The 15347-nt window shown below is 71.4% G+C and carries 8 protein-coding genes; 3 read left to right on the top strand and 5 right to left on the bottom strand.

All coding sequences use genetic code 11. The features are described 5' to 3' along the window. Positions 1 to 45: 45 nt before the first annotated feature. Positions 46 to 3114 (top strand): DEAD/DEAH box helicase, encoded by a 3069-nt coding sequence (locus OWM54_RS32630; protein WP_267700002.1) that lies wholly within the window; start codon positions 46 to 48, stop codon positions 3112 to 3114. Between the two features lie 134 nt (positions 3115 to 3248). Here OWM54_RS32630 and OWM54_RS32625 read toward each other — a convergent pair whose 3' ends face one another. Together OWM54_RS32625 and OWM54_RS32620 are read right to left on the bottom strand one after the other, a co-directional pair. Next, a complete protein-coding gene (locus OWM54_RS32625; RefSeq protein ID WP_267700001.1) occupies positions 3249 to 6296 on the bottom strand; it encodes a protein kinase domain-containing protein in 3048 nt (1015 codons plus the stop codon). After that, positions 6293 to 7189, bottom strand: coding sequence for a transcriptional regulator (locus OWM54_RS32620; protein ID WP_267700000.1), 897 nt, complete (start codon positions 7187 to 7189; stop codon positions 6293 to 6295). The genes OWM54_RS32625 and OWM54_RS32620 overlap by 4 nt, the downstream gene beginning before the upstream one ends. Positions 7190 to 7726: 537 nt before the next feature. Between OWM54_RS32620 and uvrA the strand changes: the two genes are divergently transcribed. Together uvrA and OWM54_RS32610 are read left to right on the top strand one after the other, a co-directional pair. Further along, complete coding sequence (uvrA, locus tag OWM54_RS32615; protein WP_267699999.1) at positions 7727 to 10270, top strand: excinuclease ABC subunit UvrA; 2544 nt, start codon at positions 7727 to 7729, stop codon at positions 10268 to 10270. Between the two features lie 38 nt (positions 10271 to 10308). Next, positions 10309 to 11211 (top strand): glycoside hydrolase family protein, encoded by a 903-nt coding sequence (locus tag OWM54_RS32610; protein ID WP_267699998.1) that lies wholly within the window; start codon positions 10309 to 10311, stop codon positions 11209 to 11211. A gap of 15 nt (positions 11212 to 11226) precedes the next feature. On the opposite strand, the gene OWM54_RS32605 is transcribed toward OWM54_RS32610, so the two are convergent. From OWM54_RS32605 to OWM54_RS32595, 3 genes are all read right to left on the bottom strand, one after another. After that, a complete protein-coding gene (locus tag OWM54_RS32605; protein WP_267699997.1) occupies positions 11227 to 12597 on the bottom strand; it encodes a DNA/RNA non-specific endonuclease in 1371 nt (456 codons plus the stop codon). Between the two features lie 120 nt (positions 12598 to 12717). After that, positions 12718 to 13278: a gamma-glutamylcyclotransferase gene (locus OWM54_RS32600; protein ID WP_141322940.1), complete on the bottom strand. Its 561-nt coding sequence runs from the start codon at positions 13276 to 13278 to the stop codon at positions 12718 to 12720. Between the two features lie 535 nt (positions 13279 to 13813). Beyond that, positions 13814 to 15256, bottom strand: a complete 1443-nt coding sequence (locus tag OWM54_RS32595; protein WP_267699996.1) for a M28 family metallopeptidase — start codon at positions 15254 to 15256, stop codon at positions 13814 to 13816. Between the last annotated feature and the right edge of the window lie 91 nt (positions 15257 to 15347).

Genomic DNA, 15347 nt, shown 5'->3' with positions numbered 1-15347 from the left:
AGGATTGCGCCGGGTCCGCCGCGGCGCTAGGGAGGCGGTCCCCGTATGTCCGCGACCGCCGACCTGCTCGAAACCATCCAGGAGGAAGCGCGCCCGGAGACCTGGTCCGCCGGCATGGGCCTGGCCCGCGCCGGCGCCGTCTCGGTGCAGTCCGTCGGCGAGGAGGAGACGGTGCTGCGCGTGCGCGCCACCGGCCGCCCCGCCCCCGTGACGACGGTCCTCTATCCCGAGGACGAAATCTGGGAGTGCGACTGCCGGGGGAAGCATGACCCGTGCGAGCACGTGGTCGCCGCCGCCCTCTTCCTCCACCACGCCGCGCAGAAGGGCGCTCCGCCCCGTCCCGCGGCTCCCGCACGTCCCGCCGCGCCCGCGCGACCCATGGCGTCCGCGCGGCCCTCGGCGCCCGCCGCGCCCGCTCGTCCCACGACGGCCCCAGCGCCCGGTGCGCGGCCTGGAGCGACGGCCAAGCCGGAGCGGCTGGTGTACCGCTTCAAGCGCGTGGACGGGGGCCTCCAGCTGGAGCGGCTGGTGGTCCGTCCGGACAACACCGCGCGGCTGCTGGCGCGCAGCCTGTCCTCGCTGCTGACGAACCCCGTGGAGGCCGCGCGCATCCAGGTGGAGCCGTGCGACCGCGTGGTGGACGCGCTGCTCGCCAGGCCCACGCGCGGCGCGCTCCCGCCGGAGCGACTGGATGCGCTGCTGCGAGCGCTGGAGCCCGCGCGCACCATCCTCTTCGACGGGATGTTGATGTCCGTCTCCAGCGAGCTGCTCCTGCCCCGCGTCACGGTGGAGGACCGGGGCGAGCAGACCGTGATGAAGGTGGACAGGGACCCGCGCGTCACCGAGGTCATCAGCCCCGGCATCGCGGTAGGCGGCGGCGTGCTGTTCCGGCTCGGCGAGCAGTCCCTCTCCGGTTCGCGGCTGGAGAAGCTGCCGCAGGAGCGCGCCTTCTCGCCGGACCAGATGGGCGAGCTCACCGGCAAGGTGCTGCCGGAGCTGGCCAGGCGCCTGCCCGTGGACGTGACGAGCAAGCGGCTGCCGGCCATCGACCGCACGCTCAAGCCGAGAATCTCCCTGGAGCTGGACCCGCTCGAGGGCGGGCTCTCCGTGTTGCCCACGCTCGTGTACGGCTCGCCGCCCACGGTGCGCATCGACAACGGGCGCATGGTGTACCTGAGCGGCGCGGTGCCCGTGCGCGACGAGGGCGCCGAGCAGAAGCTCATCCACGGCCTGCGCGACGAGTTGAACATGGTCCCCGGCCGGCGCGTGGCGGTGCAGGGCAAGGAGGCCGTGCAGCTCGCCGACAAGCTGCGGCGCTGGCGCGGCGGGCTCACCGGCGACGCGGCGCGCTTCGTCAGCCCGGACGTGAAGCTCAAGCCCGTGCTCGGCGTGCAGACGGGCACCACGGAGGTGGGCGCGCCGAGCGTCGGCGTCTCGTTCAACTTCGAGGTGGAGGGCGCGGGCCCGGACGCGCCGCGCATGGTGGACGCGGCCGCGGTGATGAAGGCCTACGAAGAGGGCCTGGGCCTGGTGCCGCTGGAGGGCGGAGGCTGGGCGCCCCTGCCCACCCAGTGGCTGAAGTCGCATGGGCAGCGCGTGACGGACCTGCTGGCGGCGCGCGACTCGAATGGCCGCATCGCCAACCACGCCATCCCCCAGCTCACGGACCTGTGCGAGGCGCTGGAGCACCCGCCCCCGCCCGGCCTGGAGAAGCTGGCGCCGCTGGTGAAGGGCTTCGAGAAGCTGCCCGAGCCCCACCTTCCCCAGGACCTCACCGCGAAGCTGCGCCCGTACCAATTGCACGGCGTGAGCTGGCTCACCTTCCTGCGGCAGGCGGGACTGGGCGGCGTGCTCGCGGACGACATGGGTCTGGGCAAGACGCTGCAGACCCTCTGCATGATTGGGAAGGGCACGCTCGTCGTGGCGCCCACCAGCGTGCTGCCCAACTGGCACGCGGAGGTGCGGCGCTTCCGGCCGTCGCTGAAGGTGTCCGTGTACCACGGCCCCGGCCGCTCCCTGGACGAGACGGCCGACGTGACGCTCACCACGTATGCGCTGCTGCGGCTGGACGCGGAGGTGCTGGGCGCGAAGACGTGGGACATGGTGGTGCTCGACGAGGCGCAGGCCATCAAGAACCCCGACAGCCAGGTGGCGCGCGCGGCGTACGAGCTGGAGTCGAACTTCCGGCTCGCGCTCAGCGGCACGCCCATCGAGAACCGGCTCGAGGAGCTGTGGAGCCTGATGCACTTCACCAACCGGGGCCTGCTCGGGGGGCGCAAGGACTTCGAGGAGCGCTGGGCGCGGCCCGTCTCGGACAACCTCAAGGGCGCGGCCGAGCGGCTTCGCGCGCGCATCCGGCCCTTCGTGCTGCGCAGGCTCAAGCGGGACGTGGCGCCGGAGCTGCCGCCGCGCACCGAGTCCGTCCGCCACGTCACCCTGAGCGAGCACGAGCGCGCCGTCTATGACGCGGTGTACTCGGCCACTCGGGAAGAGGTGGTGTCGCAGCTGGAGGCCGGCGGCAGCGTGCTCAAGGCGCTGGAGGCGCTGCTGCGCTTGCGGCAGGCCGCGTGCCATCCGGCGCTCGTCCCGGGTCAGCACGCGAAGTCGTCGTCGAAGGTCCAGGCGCTGGTGGAGGCGCTCGCCACGGCGGTGGAGGACGGGCACAAGGCGCTCGTCTTCTCGCAGTGGACGTCGATGCTGGACCTCATCGAGCCGGCGCTGCGGGAGGCGGACATCGGCTTCATCCGCCTGGACGGCGGCACGTCCAACCGAGGCGCGGTGGCGGACGCCTTCCAGGACCCGAAGGGCCCGCCGGTGATGCTCATCTCCCTCAAGGCGGGCGCCACGGGCTTGAACCTGACGGCGGCGGACCACGTGTTCCTGGTGGACCCGTGGTGGAACCCCTCCGTGGAGAACCAGGCCGCGGACCGCGCGCATCGCATCGGCCAGCAGCGGCCCGTCATGGTGTACCGGCTGGTGTCCCAGGGCACGGTGGAGGAGAAGATCCTCACGCTCCAGGACAAGAAGCGCGCGCTCTTCGAGTCCGCGCTGGGAGGCGCCTCGGGTGGCGGCGCCGCCATCACCCGCGCGGACCTGATGCAGCTGCTCGACTGAGGTGGTGGGCCTCGGCTCCGCTCGAGGCTCGCGACGCACTGGCGCGGAAGAATCTGCCGCGTCGCTCACGAAGGCGGTCGACCGCACCCTGGGACTCGACCTGGCGGTGCGACCGGTTCTTGGGAGCGCGACCGCTACTCTCGACAGAGTCCCAGTTCGGCCCGCGCCTCGCGCGTCTCCAGGGCGTAGGCCTTGCTCCAGGCGCCCAGCTCCTCCCACGCGCGCCTCGCCTGCTCGCAGCCCTCCTCAGTCGCTCCCGTCAGCCGCAGCGCCCGCGCCAGGCGACGACGCACCCTGGGCACTCGCGCGGAGACCACCTGGCGCTGCGTGAGCGAGGCCAGCGCCGTGCGCAGCGGAGGGAGTGCCTCCGCGGGCTGGCCTCGCGCGAGCTGGACGTCTCCCAGGAGGAGCAGCGCCTCGATGCGCTCGGATGACGAAGGCCCCAGGTCCTTCTCCATGCCCACGAGTGCCTGCTCCACGTGACGCTTCGCCTCGTCCACCTGCCCCAGGAAGAGGAGCGCGTCCGCGAGGGCTCGCAGCCCCGTTGCGTCCACCTCGCCCTTCGCGACGAGCGGCTGCTGGAGCGCGACACCTCGCGCATGGACACCTCGCGCTTCCTCCTGGCGCCCCAACAGCCGCAGCAGCCGGCCCACCTCGTGGAGGTCCAGGGCCACCTCCGGATGAGCGGCACCGTAGACCCGCTCCCGGTGCGCCAGGACGCCTCGCGCGTGGGTGAGCTCCCGCGCGCGCTCGCCCTGCTCGCCCAGGACCCCGAGCCGGTTCGACGCCAGGCCCATCAACACCGGGCTGTCGGCGGCCACGCTCTTCTGCGCCACCGACCAGCTCTCCTCCGCGGCCTCGCGTGCCTGGGCGCCGTGCCCCCATTCGAAATGGACGAGCGCCAGGTTCGACCAGGCCCGGGCCACCGAGAGGTTCGCATCCCCCAACGTGTGACGAAGGATGTCGAGCGCGCGGTGGAGGACGACCTCCGCCTGGGACAGCTCCCCCAGCATCGCCAGCGTCCCGCCCAGGTTCACCAGGGCGCGTCCGGTGTCCCGGTGCGTCGGTCCGAAGTACGCCTCGTGGAGCCGCACCGACTCCTGTTGCCAGTGCCTCGCCTCCATGAAGCGCCCCTGTTTCCGGGCGAGCATGCCCAGCCGTCCGCTCAGCTCCGCGTGCGCATGCGTCCGCCCCTTCGCGCTGGCGGCCTCCAGCGAGGCGCGCAGCAGCGGCTCGGCCTCCGCGAAGCGCCCCTCCTGCTCCAGCAGCTCCGCCTGCACGTGGTCCAGCAGCGCATCCAGTTCGGCGTCCCTCAGGGACTCCGCCACGGCCCTCGCGCGATGGAAGTAGGGCCAGGCCTCTGGCGTGCGCCCCAGGCTGTACCCGTGCAACCACGCCTGGGACTTGAGCACCCGCCCGAGCACGCCCAGGTGTCGCCCCGCCTCGGCCGCCAGCGAGCCCTGGGCCAGGGACTTCCGGGCCTCGTCGAACGCCCCCGCGTCCTCCTGCAGGAACGCACAGAGTTGATGTGCCTCCGCTTCAAGCGGCCGGTGACGCGTCGCGAGCGCGCGCTCCCGCGCAGGCAGTGCAATCTTGAGCGCCTCGGGCGTGTGGCCCGCGAGCAGCTCCGCGTTCGCGCGCGCCAGCTCCACACGTACCGCGTCCACCTCCGCGCGAGCCTTCGGGTCCGGCGGAAGGGAGACCGCCTCCTGCAACGTGCGCACGTCCGCGCAGTGGACCACGCCGCCAAGCGACGTCCCGAGTCCGAAGCCTCGCTCCACCGTCCGCGCGTCCGCGCCCTGGAGCGCCACCGTCAAGCGCGACAGCTCGTCCAGGCGCTGGTCCAGACACGTCATCCGCAATCCCAGCGCCGCCTCCGACTGCTCGCCGAAGACCCGCGTCGCCTCGCACGCGGTTTGATGCGCGTGTGTCCAGTCGCGGGTCCACCGGTCCAGCGAAGAGGCCACGGCCTGGAACGAGGCCTCCGCCGAGGCGTCCCCCGTCCGCAGGAAGGCCTGATGCACCGACTCGCGCACGGGCACGTCCCAGACGCCCACGAGGTGCCGCTCGCTGCCATGACAGACCTCGCTGGAGGCCTTCGAGGACGGCCCCAACACGAGGAACCCCAGGCCCACCAGTCCACCCGCGAGCACGGCCACGGCGGCGCTGCGCTTCCAGGCGCCGACCTCGCGCGAGAGGTGTGCGCGGAGGACCTCCATGGACTCGAAGCGTCGCGCCGGGTCCACCGAGAGCCCTCGTCGGACCACGGCCACGAGCCACGAGGGCAGCCCGCGTTTCTCGGGACGCACCTCCATGCGCCGCATGGACGCCAGCAGCTCGTCGCGCGTGTTGCCCTCGAAGGGGCGCTGTCCGTTGAGCGCCTCATAGAGCGCGACGCAGAAGGAGAACTGGTCCGAGCGCGCATCCCCGCGCTCGCCGCGGAGCTGCTCCGGCGAGGCATACCCGGGGGTCCCCAGGAACACGCCCGTGAGGGTGAGCGCCTCGCCGCCGGTGACGGCGGGGCCTTCCGCCCGAGAGGACTCCTGCGCGGCCGCGTTGGACAGACCGAAGTCGGTGATGCGCACCTGCGCGTCACGCGTGAGCAGGACGTTGTCGGGCTTGAAGTCGCGGTGGGTGATGCCCAGCGCATGCGTGGCCGCGAGCCCATCCGCGGCCTGGACGAAGCGATCGAGAATCTCCCGGCGCGTGCGCGTCTTCCCCGCGAGCCATTGGCGCAGCGTGCCGCCCTCGACCAGCTCCATCACCAGGAAGAGCTGCCCCTGGAACTCACCGACGTCGTGCAGGTGGGCCACGTGGGGGTGCGACAGCCGGGCCATCGTGCGGGCCTCGCGCTCCAGTCGCTGACGTGCCTGCCCGAGAGAGCCCTCCCCGAGCCTCGTGAGGTTCAGCAGCTTGAGTGCGACCTTGCGGTCCAGCTCCGGGTCGTAGGCCGCATGGACGCGGCCCATGCCGCCCTCCCCCAGGAGCCCCAGCACCACGTAGCGCCCCACGCGCGCGCCCGTTCCGACCCATGGGGCAGGCGTCTGCAGGCCACTCAGCGCGGCGAGCACGCTCCGACACTCCGAGCACCCCGCGACATGCTCGCGGACGCGCGTCGTGCGCTCGGGGACCAGCTCACCCCTCGCGTAATCGGAGAGCGTGTTCTCGTCGGGACAGCTCACGGCCTCGCCTCCAGCAGGCCCGAGAGGCTCAAATCCAACCGGCCTTGGATGGCGCGCATCAGGCTGTCCACCTCCGGCTCGGGCAGCGACAGGCGCTCGGTGAGCGCGCGTCGCGTGCGCTTCTCCAACAGGGACTGCACCGCGGAGAGCCGGCGGGAGAGCGTGGACTTGTGCAGGCCGAACAACGCGCCCATTCGCTCGAGTGACAACCGCTCGACGAAGTGCAGGCGCAGCAGCTCGCGGTCCTCGTCATCCAGCGACGCCACCGCCCGGACGAAGGCCGCGCGCACGTGCCCTCGGGCCTCCTCGCGGACGAAGCCCAGCTCCAGGCCTCCAGGCGCGGGATGCGCGGCGAGCACCTCGGCATCGACCAGCGATTCGTCTCCGAGCGCCTTGCGCATCCGCAGCGCGAGGCGCACCGCGGAGATGCTCACCCAGTGCAGCAACGGTCCCGAGCCCGCGTAGCCGAGCAGCCGTGAAGGCGCATCCGTGCGTGGCATCAGGAGGTTGGCGCGCAGCACCTGAAGCACCTCATCCACGAACATGGGCGAGGGATGGATGCGCGACAAGGGGACGTGCAGCTCGCGGAAGACCTCCTGCTCCAGCAGCGCACGGGCCGCGGGCACGCCCTCCGCGCACGCGAGCGCGAGCGCGAGGTCCCGGCTGTGCAGTCGCTCCAGCGTGAGCCTCGGGTCCGCGGCGCGCGCGAGCAGCGCACCGAGATGTCGCGCGAAGGAACGTGACTCCGGGGCGGCAACACCGAGGGCCGTGGCCTCGGAGACAGCGCGCGCCACGGCCTCCCGGGCTCCTGGTGATTCGCGAAGCCGTGCGGCGGACAGCTCGCCAGCGGACCGCAGCACCGCATCGAACGGCTCGGAGTCAGCCCCATGCATTCCAAGCACTCCTGTCATCAAAGCCGCAAGTCGACGGAGCCAGGGCCTCGCGCATTCAGACCTCGCGCACGAAGGATGAACCGGGGTCCACGCCACCGAAAAATACCACGGAGGCCCAGGGCCTTCGAACGTGGCGTCTTTCTCCGCGGGGCTGAGCCCCGCTCGCGTCCCACGGACGAAACGACCCACACTCCAGGAGAAGCGCCTCGCGACTCCGAAGACGGCAGGAAGGCGAGCCGGGCCCCAGACGTGAGTCCCCACGAGCAACACCTCAGGAGATGCTTCGCTCCGAGCCACCACTCGGGTCTTCGCCTCCGTCTGGTGCCCCCTCGGGGGGCACCCGTCCAACGGGCCTCATGCACCGCCTGAGGTGTGGCCCACCTGGACCGCCCCGTCTGACAACCCGCTCGCAGGGCCGCCCGTCTCCAGTGAGCCTCACGCACCCGGGGCCATCTCACGAGGCTTCGTCGCTCCCCCGCTGTTCGTTGCTCCCTCCCGACATCAGATTCGGTAGGACCCCCGGCAGGAGCCCACTTCATGAGCCGACCCCGCCGTCCCTCCCATGCAGGCACGCCCAGCGACCGCCCGACAGGCTTCGTCCGCGTCCGTGGCGCCCGGGAGCACAACCTCAAGAACGTGGACGTGGAGATGCCACGCGACGCCCTGGTGGTCTTCACCGGCGTCTCCGGCTCGGGCAAGTCCTCGCTCGCCTTCGGCACGCTCTACGCGGAAGCCCAGCGACGCTACTTCGAGTCCGTGGCCCCGTACGCCCGCAGGCTCATCGACCAGGCGGGCATCCCGGAAGTGGACGCCATCGAGGGCCTCCCTCCCGCGGTGGCCCTCCAGCAACACCGGGGAGCGCCGACGACGCGCTCGTCCGTGGGCAGCGTGACGACCCTGTCGAACTCACTGCGCCTCCTGTACTCGCGCGCCGGCACGTACCCGGCGGGCCAACCCCACCTGGACTCGGACGCGTTCTCCCCCAACACGCCCGCGGGCGCCTGTCCGAACTGCCATGGCCTGGGCCGCGTGTACGAAGTCACGGAGCGCTCGCTCGTCCCCGACGACTCACTCACCATCCGCGAGCGGGCCATCGCCGGCTGGCCTCCCGCGTGGCACGGGCAGAACCTGCGCGACATCCTGGTGACGCTCGGCTACGACGTGGACCGCCCCTGGCGCGAGCTCCCCAAGAAGGACCGCGACTGGATCCTCTTCACGGACGAGCAGCCCACCGTCCCCGTCTATGCGGGCTTCACGCCGGCCGAGACGCGCCAGGCCCTCAAGCGCAAGTCACCCCCCAGCTACATGGGGACCTTCAGCAGCGCGCGGCGCTACGTGCTCCAGGCCTTCGCCACGACGCAGAGCCCGCTCATCAAGAAGCGCGTGTCCCAGTACATGGAGAGCGGCGAGTGCCGCGTCTGCCACGGCAAGCGGCTGCGTCCCGAGTCCCTGTCCGTCACCTTCGCGGGCCTGGACTACGGCGAGCTGTCCCGCCTGCCGCTCAAGCGCGTCGACGCGCTCCTGCGCCCCTTCTCCGACGGCACCGCCCAGGGCCTGAAGAAGCTCACGCGCGAGCACCCCGAGAAGGCGCTCGTCACCGAGCGCATCGCGAAGGACCTGGTGGAGCGCCTGCACGTCCTGATGGAGCTGGGGCTGGGCTACCTGTCGCTGGAGCGCGCCACCCCCACGCTCTCACCCGGTGAGCTCCAGCGGCTGCGGCTGGCCACCCAGGTGCGCTCCAACCTGTTCGGCGTGGTCTACGTGCTGGACGAGCCCTCCGCGGGCCTGCATCCGGCGGACACCCAGGCCCTGCTGCGCGCATTGGACTCGCTGAAGGGCTCGGGCAACTCGCTGTTCGTGGTGGAGCACGAGGTGGACGTCATCCGCCACGCGGACTGGGTGGTGGACGTGGGCCCCGCCGCTGGCGAGCAGGGCGGCGAAATCCTCTACAGCGGCCCGCTGGACGGGCTCCAGGAGGTGCAGGGCTCCCAGACGCGGCGCTACCTCTTCGGCGAGCAGACCACGCGCACGCACGCGCCCCGCGCCCCCAAGGGCTGGCTGCGGCTGAAGGACGTGTCGCGCAACAACCTGCACGGGCTGGACGTCGACTTCCCGCTGGGCGTCTTCACCACCGTGACGGGCATCTCCGGCTCCGGCAAGTCGAGCCTGGTGAGCCAGGTGCTGGTGGAGCTGGTCGCCACGCACCTGGGCCACGCGCCACCCGAGGAGGACGAGGAGGGCGAGCCCCTGGAGCGCTCCGAGGTGAAGACCACGGGCGGCCGCATCGTCGAGGGGATGGAGGGGCTGCACCGGATGGTGCGCGTGGACCAGAAGCCCATCGGCCGCACGCCGCGCTCCAACCTGGCCACGTACACGGGCCTGTTCGACCACGTCCGCAAGCTCTTCGCCGCCACGCCCGCCGCGCGCTCGCGCAAGTACGACGCGGGCCGCTTCTCCTTCAACGTGGCCAAGGGCCGCTGCGAGACGTGCGAGGGCGAGGGCTTCGTGAGCGTGGAGCTGTTGTTCCTGCCCAGCGTCTATGCGCCCTGCCCCACCTGCCACGGCGCCCGCTACAACGCGAAGACCTTGGAGATCCGCTACCGCGGCAAGAACATCGCCGAGGTGCTGGGCATGACGGTGGACGCGGCGCACGCCTTCTTCACCGAGGAGCCCCACGTGGCCCGCGCGCTCGGCGTGCTGCGCGAGGTGGGCCTGGGGTACCTGCGCCTGGGACAGCCAGCCACGGAGCTGTCCGGCGGCGAGGCCCAGCGCATCAAGCTGGCCACCGAGCTGCAGCGGCCGCAGCGAGGGCACACGCTCTACGTCCTGGACGAGCCCACCACGGGCCTGCACCCGGCGGACGTGGACAAGCTGATGACGCAGCTGGAGGGCCTGGTCGACGCGGGCAACACCGTCATCCTGGTGGAGCACGACATGCGCGTCGTCTCCGCCAGCGACTGGGTCATCGACATGGGGCCGGGGGCGGGAGACGAGGGTGGGAGCATCGTCGCGGCGGGCCCTCCCACGAAGCTCGCCCGTTCATCGACGAGCCGCACGGCGCCGTTCCTCACACTAGGATGACCGTCCCCAAGCGCCCTGACGGGCGGAGGTGACGGTTCATGAGACGCTGGCTCGCGCCGTTCTGCATCGCGTTCGTCCTGCTGCTGGGCTGCGACCCGGCCGACCCCGTCAAGCCGGGCCGGCCCTCCACGGAGACGGACGCGGGCACACAGCAGCCGCCGCTCACCAAGAGCGTCAAGCGAGGCCTCGCCTTCGACCTGGCCACGCCCGAGGACCTGGCCGCGGTCTCCCCGGGCGTGAGCTGGTGGTACAACTGGAGCCCTCAGCCGCACGCCAACGTCCCCACCGACTTCCGTACCCGCTACGGGATGGACTTCATCCCCATGCTGTGGAACGGGAACTTCGACGCCGCGCGCATCGAGCAGATGCTGCGCGCCAATGCCCACATCCAGTACCTGCTCCTGCTCAACGAGCCCAACCTGACGGACCAGGCCAACATGTCGCCGCAGGCCGCGGCGCGGCTGTGGCCCCGCTACGAGAGCGTCGCCGCCAACACCGGCGTGAAGCTGGTGGGCCCGGGGATGAACTGGGGGACGCTCGCCGGCTACTCGGACCCGGTGGTGTGGCTGGATGCCTTCTACGCCGCGTATCGCGCGGAGAACGGCAACCGGGAGCCCCGCATCGATTACCTGGCGTTCCACTGGTACGACTACGGGCTCGACGGGCAGCTCAACCGGCTGACGAAGTACGGCAAGCCGTTCTGGGTCACCGAGTTCGCCAACTGCCACCAGCAGCGGGACGGCGCGCAGATCGACTCCGTGGCGAAGCAGAAGGCGCAGATGACGGAGATGGTCGCCGTGTGCGAGCGGCGCGCGGACGTGTTCCGCTACGCCTGGTTCACCGGCCGCTGGACGAACGACCCCTGCTTCGCGAGCCTGCTGGGCCCCAACGGCGTGCTCAACGAGCTGGGCCAGCACTACCTCTCGCTGCCCGCGCAGTGAGCGGGTGCTGGAGGCTCAGCGCTGCGTCAGCAGCGTCATGGACTCGTACTGGCTGCCCTCGAGCTGGAACGCGCCGGGGGCCTTCGAGTCCTTCTCCAGCTGGTTCTGGATGCCCTTGGGGAGCTGGGCGTACAGGTCCTGACCGAGCAGTTGCTCGATGCGGTCCACCGGCACGCGCGCGTCCTCCAGCAGCGGGACGATGGCTTCCTTCTTCGAGGGGCCGTCCTTCAGGTTCGGCACCATGTACGCGAACATCGTCAGGTTGCCGTTGGGCAGCTCCAGCAGCACCGTCTTGAAGTTGTGCGTGGGGACGGCGATCTTCCGGTCCTTCGCGCCCGTGGTCTCCACCTGGTCCTTCGGCAGGGGCTTGCCCTTGTCGTCCAGGAACAGGTTGCCCGTCACGATGTAGGCCTTGCCGCCCGTCTCTTCCACCAGGCCGTGGATGGCCTTCTCCAGCGTGCGCCACACCTGCTGGTTGTGGTTGCCGTACTGGGGCGCGATGTTGGTCATCTGGTGGCTTTCGTTCATCGCCTCCTGCGTGGGCGAATCCTCCGCGGGCTTCATGTGCCCACGGTCGAAGCCGGTGTTGTTGTAGTCCGAGTCGGTGATGCCGGTGAGCGGCAGCGACGGGTCGCGCACGAAGGTGCTCTTGTTGCGGTTCACCTCCACGGGCGTCTCGTGGATGTCCGCGGCGGAGAGCATGTGGCTGACGAAGGTGGGCAGGTTCTTGCCCTCGTCCAGCATCAGCCGCGAGTACTGCTTCACCATCTCCAGGCCCTTGCCCGCGCCTCCCTTGGGACGCAGCGGGTCCACCTCACCGGCGGCCTCCGCGACGCGGCTCTGGAAGGCGGCCATCTGCTGGTCGGGCACCCACTTCGTGCCGTCCACCTGGTTGGCCTTGGACTTCTGGATGTAGGCCGCGAGCTCTTCCTGGCTGACCTTGCCGTCGCCGTTGCCGCCCAGCAGGTCGGCGCGCTTGGCGAGCCCGTCCTGCCACTTCGGGTCGAAGGCATCCACCTTCACGGAGCCGCCGGCCTCGGTGAGCTTCGCGTCGAGCGCGGCGCGGCCCTGCTGGAGCGCGGTGGAGGTGAGGTAGCGGCCGTCGGTGGGCGCGGTGAGGTAGGCCTGGATTTCAGCCGCGGAGACCTTGCCGTTGCCCCCGCGCGTCTTGGTGCCCGCCTGGTCCGCCGCCTTCAGCAGGCCCGCCTCCCAGCTCTGGTCCGTCCAGCCGAACCTGGTCTGCAGCTCGGTGATGGAGACCTCGCGGGCGCTGGAGCGGGCCCAGGCGCTGGTGTCCTGGGGCTTGAGGCCATTGACGGGCGCGGACTCGGTGGACACCGAGGGCGACGGGGTGCTGGCACGAGAAGTGGGTCGCAGCGTCGTCATGGCGATGACTTCCTTGGGCCGACCAGGGGCTGGCGCGGAGTGAGGCCCGGCCTCTCTATCGTCGGCCCGACGGGGTGCCCGGTTGCGTCATGGCCCCACATTTCTGTCACGAAGTCGTGACTACGGCTTCTTGCCCTGGGACGCCTGGACGGTCCGTGCGTCCGCCTTCGCCTGCTGGAGCGTGCCGACGATCTGCGCCTCGGCCTGGAGGCGCTCGACGTAGTCGGCGGCGAGCCCCGCGCGCTCGGCGGCCAGGGCCAGCGTGACGAGGAAGGCCTCGCTGATGGGGCCCTGGGGGGAAGGGGTGGCCCTGGGCGGGGGCGTGAAGGCGTGGGCGGAGAGCAGCGCGCCGGTGGCGGTGCGCACCTTGACGGGGCGGGAGGTGGAGGCCTCGGCGATCACCGATTCCAGCCGGCTCACCGCGTCCCACGCCTCCGGGGAGAGCCGGCGCAGCACGCCGGGGAGCTTCTTGCCCGGGGCATCCACCAGCCGGGCCACCTTGCCGCCCCAGGCCAGCGAGGGCACGTCGTAGACGACGTCCACGTCCAGGGCCTCGACCCGCTCTCCTTCCGGCAGCGCGGGCAGGGCCGGCAGCCCCGGCAGGCGCTCACGCGCCGTCACCGGGGACAGGTCGACGGAGTAGGCGAACCAGGAGCGCGGCGAGGGCGTGGCGGCGGGCATGGTGTCGAGTCTCGACGGGGCGAGGCCCCGGGACAAGCCCCCGTGGGTGTGGGCCGGGGCGTCGGGCGCGAAGCCTGGTGGGGTGAGCGCCAGGGTCGTAGGCCCGCAGCGACGACGCCCTCCGGGGCCACACCGGGCGAGCGCGCCACCGAGCGGAGGGCCTCAGCGACGACGCCTTCCGGGGCTACACCTGGCGAGCGCGCCACCGGGCGAGGGCGTCAGCGACGACGCCTTCCGGAGCACCACTGGCGAGCGCGCGACCGGGCGAGGGCGTCAGCGACGACGCCTTCCGGAGCACCACTGGCGAGCGCACTACCGGGCGGAGGGCGTCAGCGACGACGCCTTCCGGAGCACCACTGGCGAGCGCACTACCGGGCGGAGGGCGTCAGCGACGACGCATTCCGGAGCACCACTGAGCGAGCGCACTACCGGGCGGAGGGCGTCATCGACGACGCATTCCGGAGCACCACTGGGCGAGTGCGCCACCGTGCGGAGGGCGTCAGCGACGACGCCCTCCGGGACGAGGCAAGGAGGGCTACTCCTCGGTCGTGCGGTTCGCGGCGAGCTCGATGACGTTGACCATCAGGTCCTTCACGCGACGGGGCTTCTCGCCACCGTTGTCGCGGAGGATGAGGTCGATGTCGTCCTCGGGCTCGTGGTACTCGGGGATGAGGTCGCCGCCGCCCTTCGGGTTGGACAGGCCCTCGAAGAGGAAGAGCACGTCCTCGCCCTTGCGGCCGAAGACGGCGCCGTCCTGACGGTCCCTGTACATGTTGATGTCGCGGTTGATGCGGTCGAACGGGTCCGGCAGCTGCGCGTTGGCCTGCTCCACCACGTCGCGGAAGTAGTTCGCCTGCCCGCGACGGTCCGTGTCGACGACGGACAGGCGCTGGTCATCCCAGCGGCCCACCATGTCCACGTTGATGACGCCGGTGATCTGCTCGGTGCCCAGGCCCGGAATCGGGTGGTCCACGAAGTACTGCGAGCCGACCAGGCCCTTCTCCTCCGCGCCCGTCCAGATGAAGAGCACGGAGCGGTCCAGTTCGCCGCGCTTGGCGGCCTCGGCCAGCTCCGGCACCGCCGCCATCAACACCGCGCTGCCGGACGCGTTGTCGTCCGCGCCGTTGTGGACGTTGCCCCGACGATCCGTACCCACGTGGTCCAGGTGGGCCATCACCACGATGACCTCGTCCTTGTGGGGCCCCGAGCCCGGCAGGAGCGCCATGGTGTTGACCGCCTGCCCGGACTCCGTCGCCAGCGAGCGCAGCTCCTCGACACTGCGCAGGCCGCCGTCGCGCGCCAGCGCGAGCGGCTGGCCCTCGGCCTTCATCGCGCTCTCGTACTTCTTGTTGAGCATGGCCAGCGTCTCCTGGGGCATGCCCTCCTCGAGGTAAAAGCCCTCCTCGAAGAGCTTGTGGCCGAACTCCTTGTGCGCCTTGTGCCCCTCGCCGCCGTGCACGTGGTTCTCGCCCGGGTTGCCCAGGAACGAGTACACGTCGAAGCGCTGCTGGTACGGGTTCTCGGGGCTGTTCACGTTGGGGCCGACGAGGCCGTACTTCTCGACGTGGGCCTGCACGTAGGCCGACGCCGCGTCGAGCCCGGGCGACGGGCTGTCACGCCCCTGCAGCTCGTCCGAGGCCAGGTACGCGATGTGCGTCATCGGGTCCGAGTCCGCGACGTTCGGCGCGGGCTCGGTGGGCGTCTCCGGCGTGGGCTCCACCGGGCCCTGGCACGGAGGCGGGGGCACGGGAGCGGGCAGCTGCGGGAGCGGCTGGGGCACCGGCGCGGGAAGCTGCGGCAGCTGCGGCGCGGGGAGGCGGGGCAGCGGCTGGGTGGAGCCGGTCTCGAAGCGGTCCTTGTTCCAGCTCAAGTCGGGCGCCTTCGCCTTGTTCTCGGGCGGCGGAGGGGCCTTCGCGGCCGGGGCTCGCGACGACGCGGTGGGCAGGGGACGAGGCGTGTCGCTGATCTTCGAGGCCATGGTTTGGGGGATCCCGATGGAGAGCGTGAATGGCGCGCTTCGGGATTATCGCCACAGTGTGCCTCCAGGTTGCGAGGAGACCTCACTTCGC

The organism is Myxococcus sp. MISCRS1 (assembly GCF_026626605.1).
In the GTDB taxonomy this organism is placed as follows: Bacteria; Myxococcota; Myxococcia; order Myxococcales; family Myxococcaceae; genus Myxococcus; species Myxococcus fulvus.
The sequence above is the reverse complement of the archived record's forward strand: the minus strand, read 5'-3'. Positions and strand labels throughout refer to the sequence as shown.

Bases quoted from the DNA above. Each gene is read 5' to 3' on its own strand.
- OWM54_RS32630 (WP_267700002.1), top strand. From the start codon at position 46: ATGTCCGCGACCGCCGACCTGCTCGAAACCATCCAGGAGGAAGCGCGC.
- OWM54_RS32620 (WP_267700000.1), bottom strand. From the start codon at position 7,189: ATGCATGGGGCTGACTCCGAGCCGTTCGATGCGGTGCTGCGGTCCGCT.
- uvrA (WP_267699999.1), top strand. From the start codon at position 7,727: ATGAGCCGACCCCGCCGTCCCTCCCATGCAGGCACGCCCAGCGACCGC.
- OWM54_RS32610 (WP_267699998.1), top strand. From the start codon at position 10,309: ATGAGACGCTGGCTCGCGCCGTTCTGCATCGCGTTCGTCCTGCTGCTG.
- OWM54_RS32605 (WP_267699997.1), bottom strand. From the start codon at position 12,597: ATGACGACGCTGCGACCCACTTCTCGTGCCAGCACCCCGTCGCCCTCG.
- OWM54_RS32600 (WP_141322940.1), bottom strand. From the start codon at position 13,278: ATGCCCGCCGCCACGCCCTCGCCGCGCTCCTGGTTCGCCTACTCCGTC.
- OWM54_RS32595 (WP_267699996.1), bottom strand. From the start codon at position 15,256: ATGGCCTCGAAGATCAGCGACACGCCTCGTCCCCTGCCCACCGCGTCG.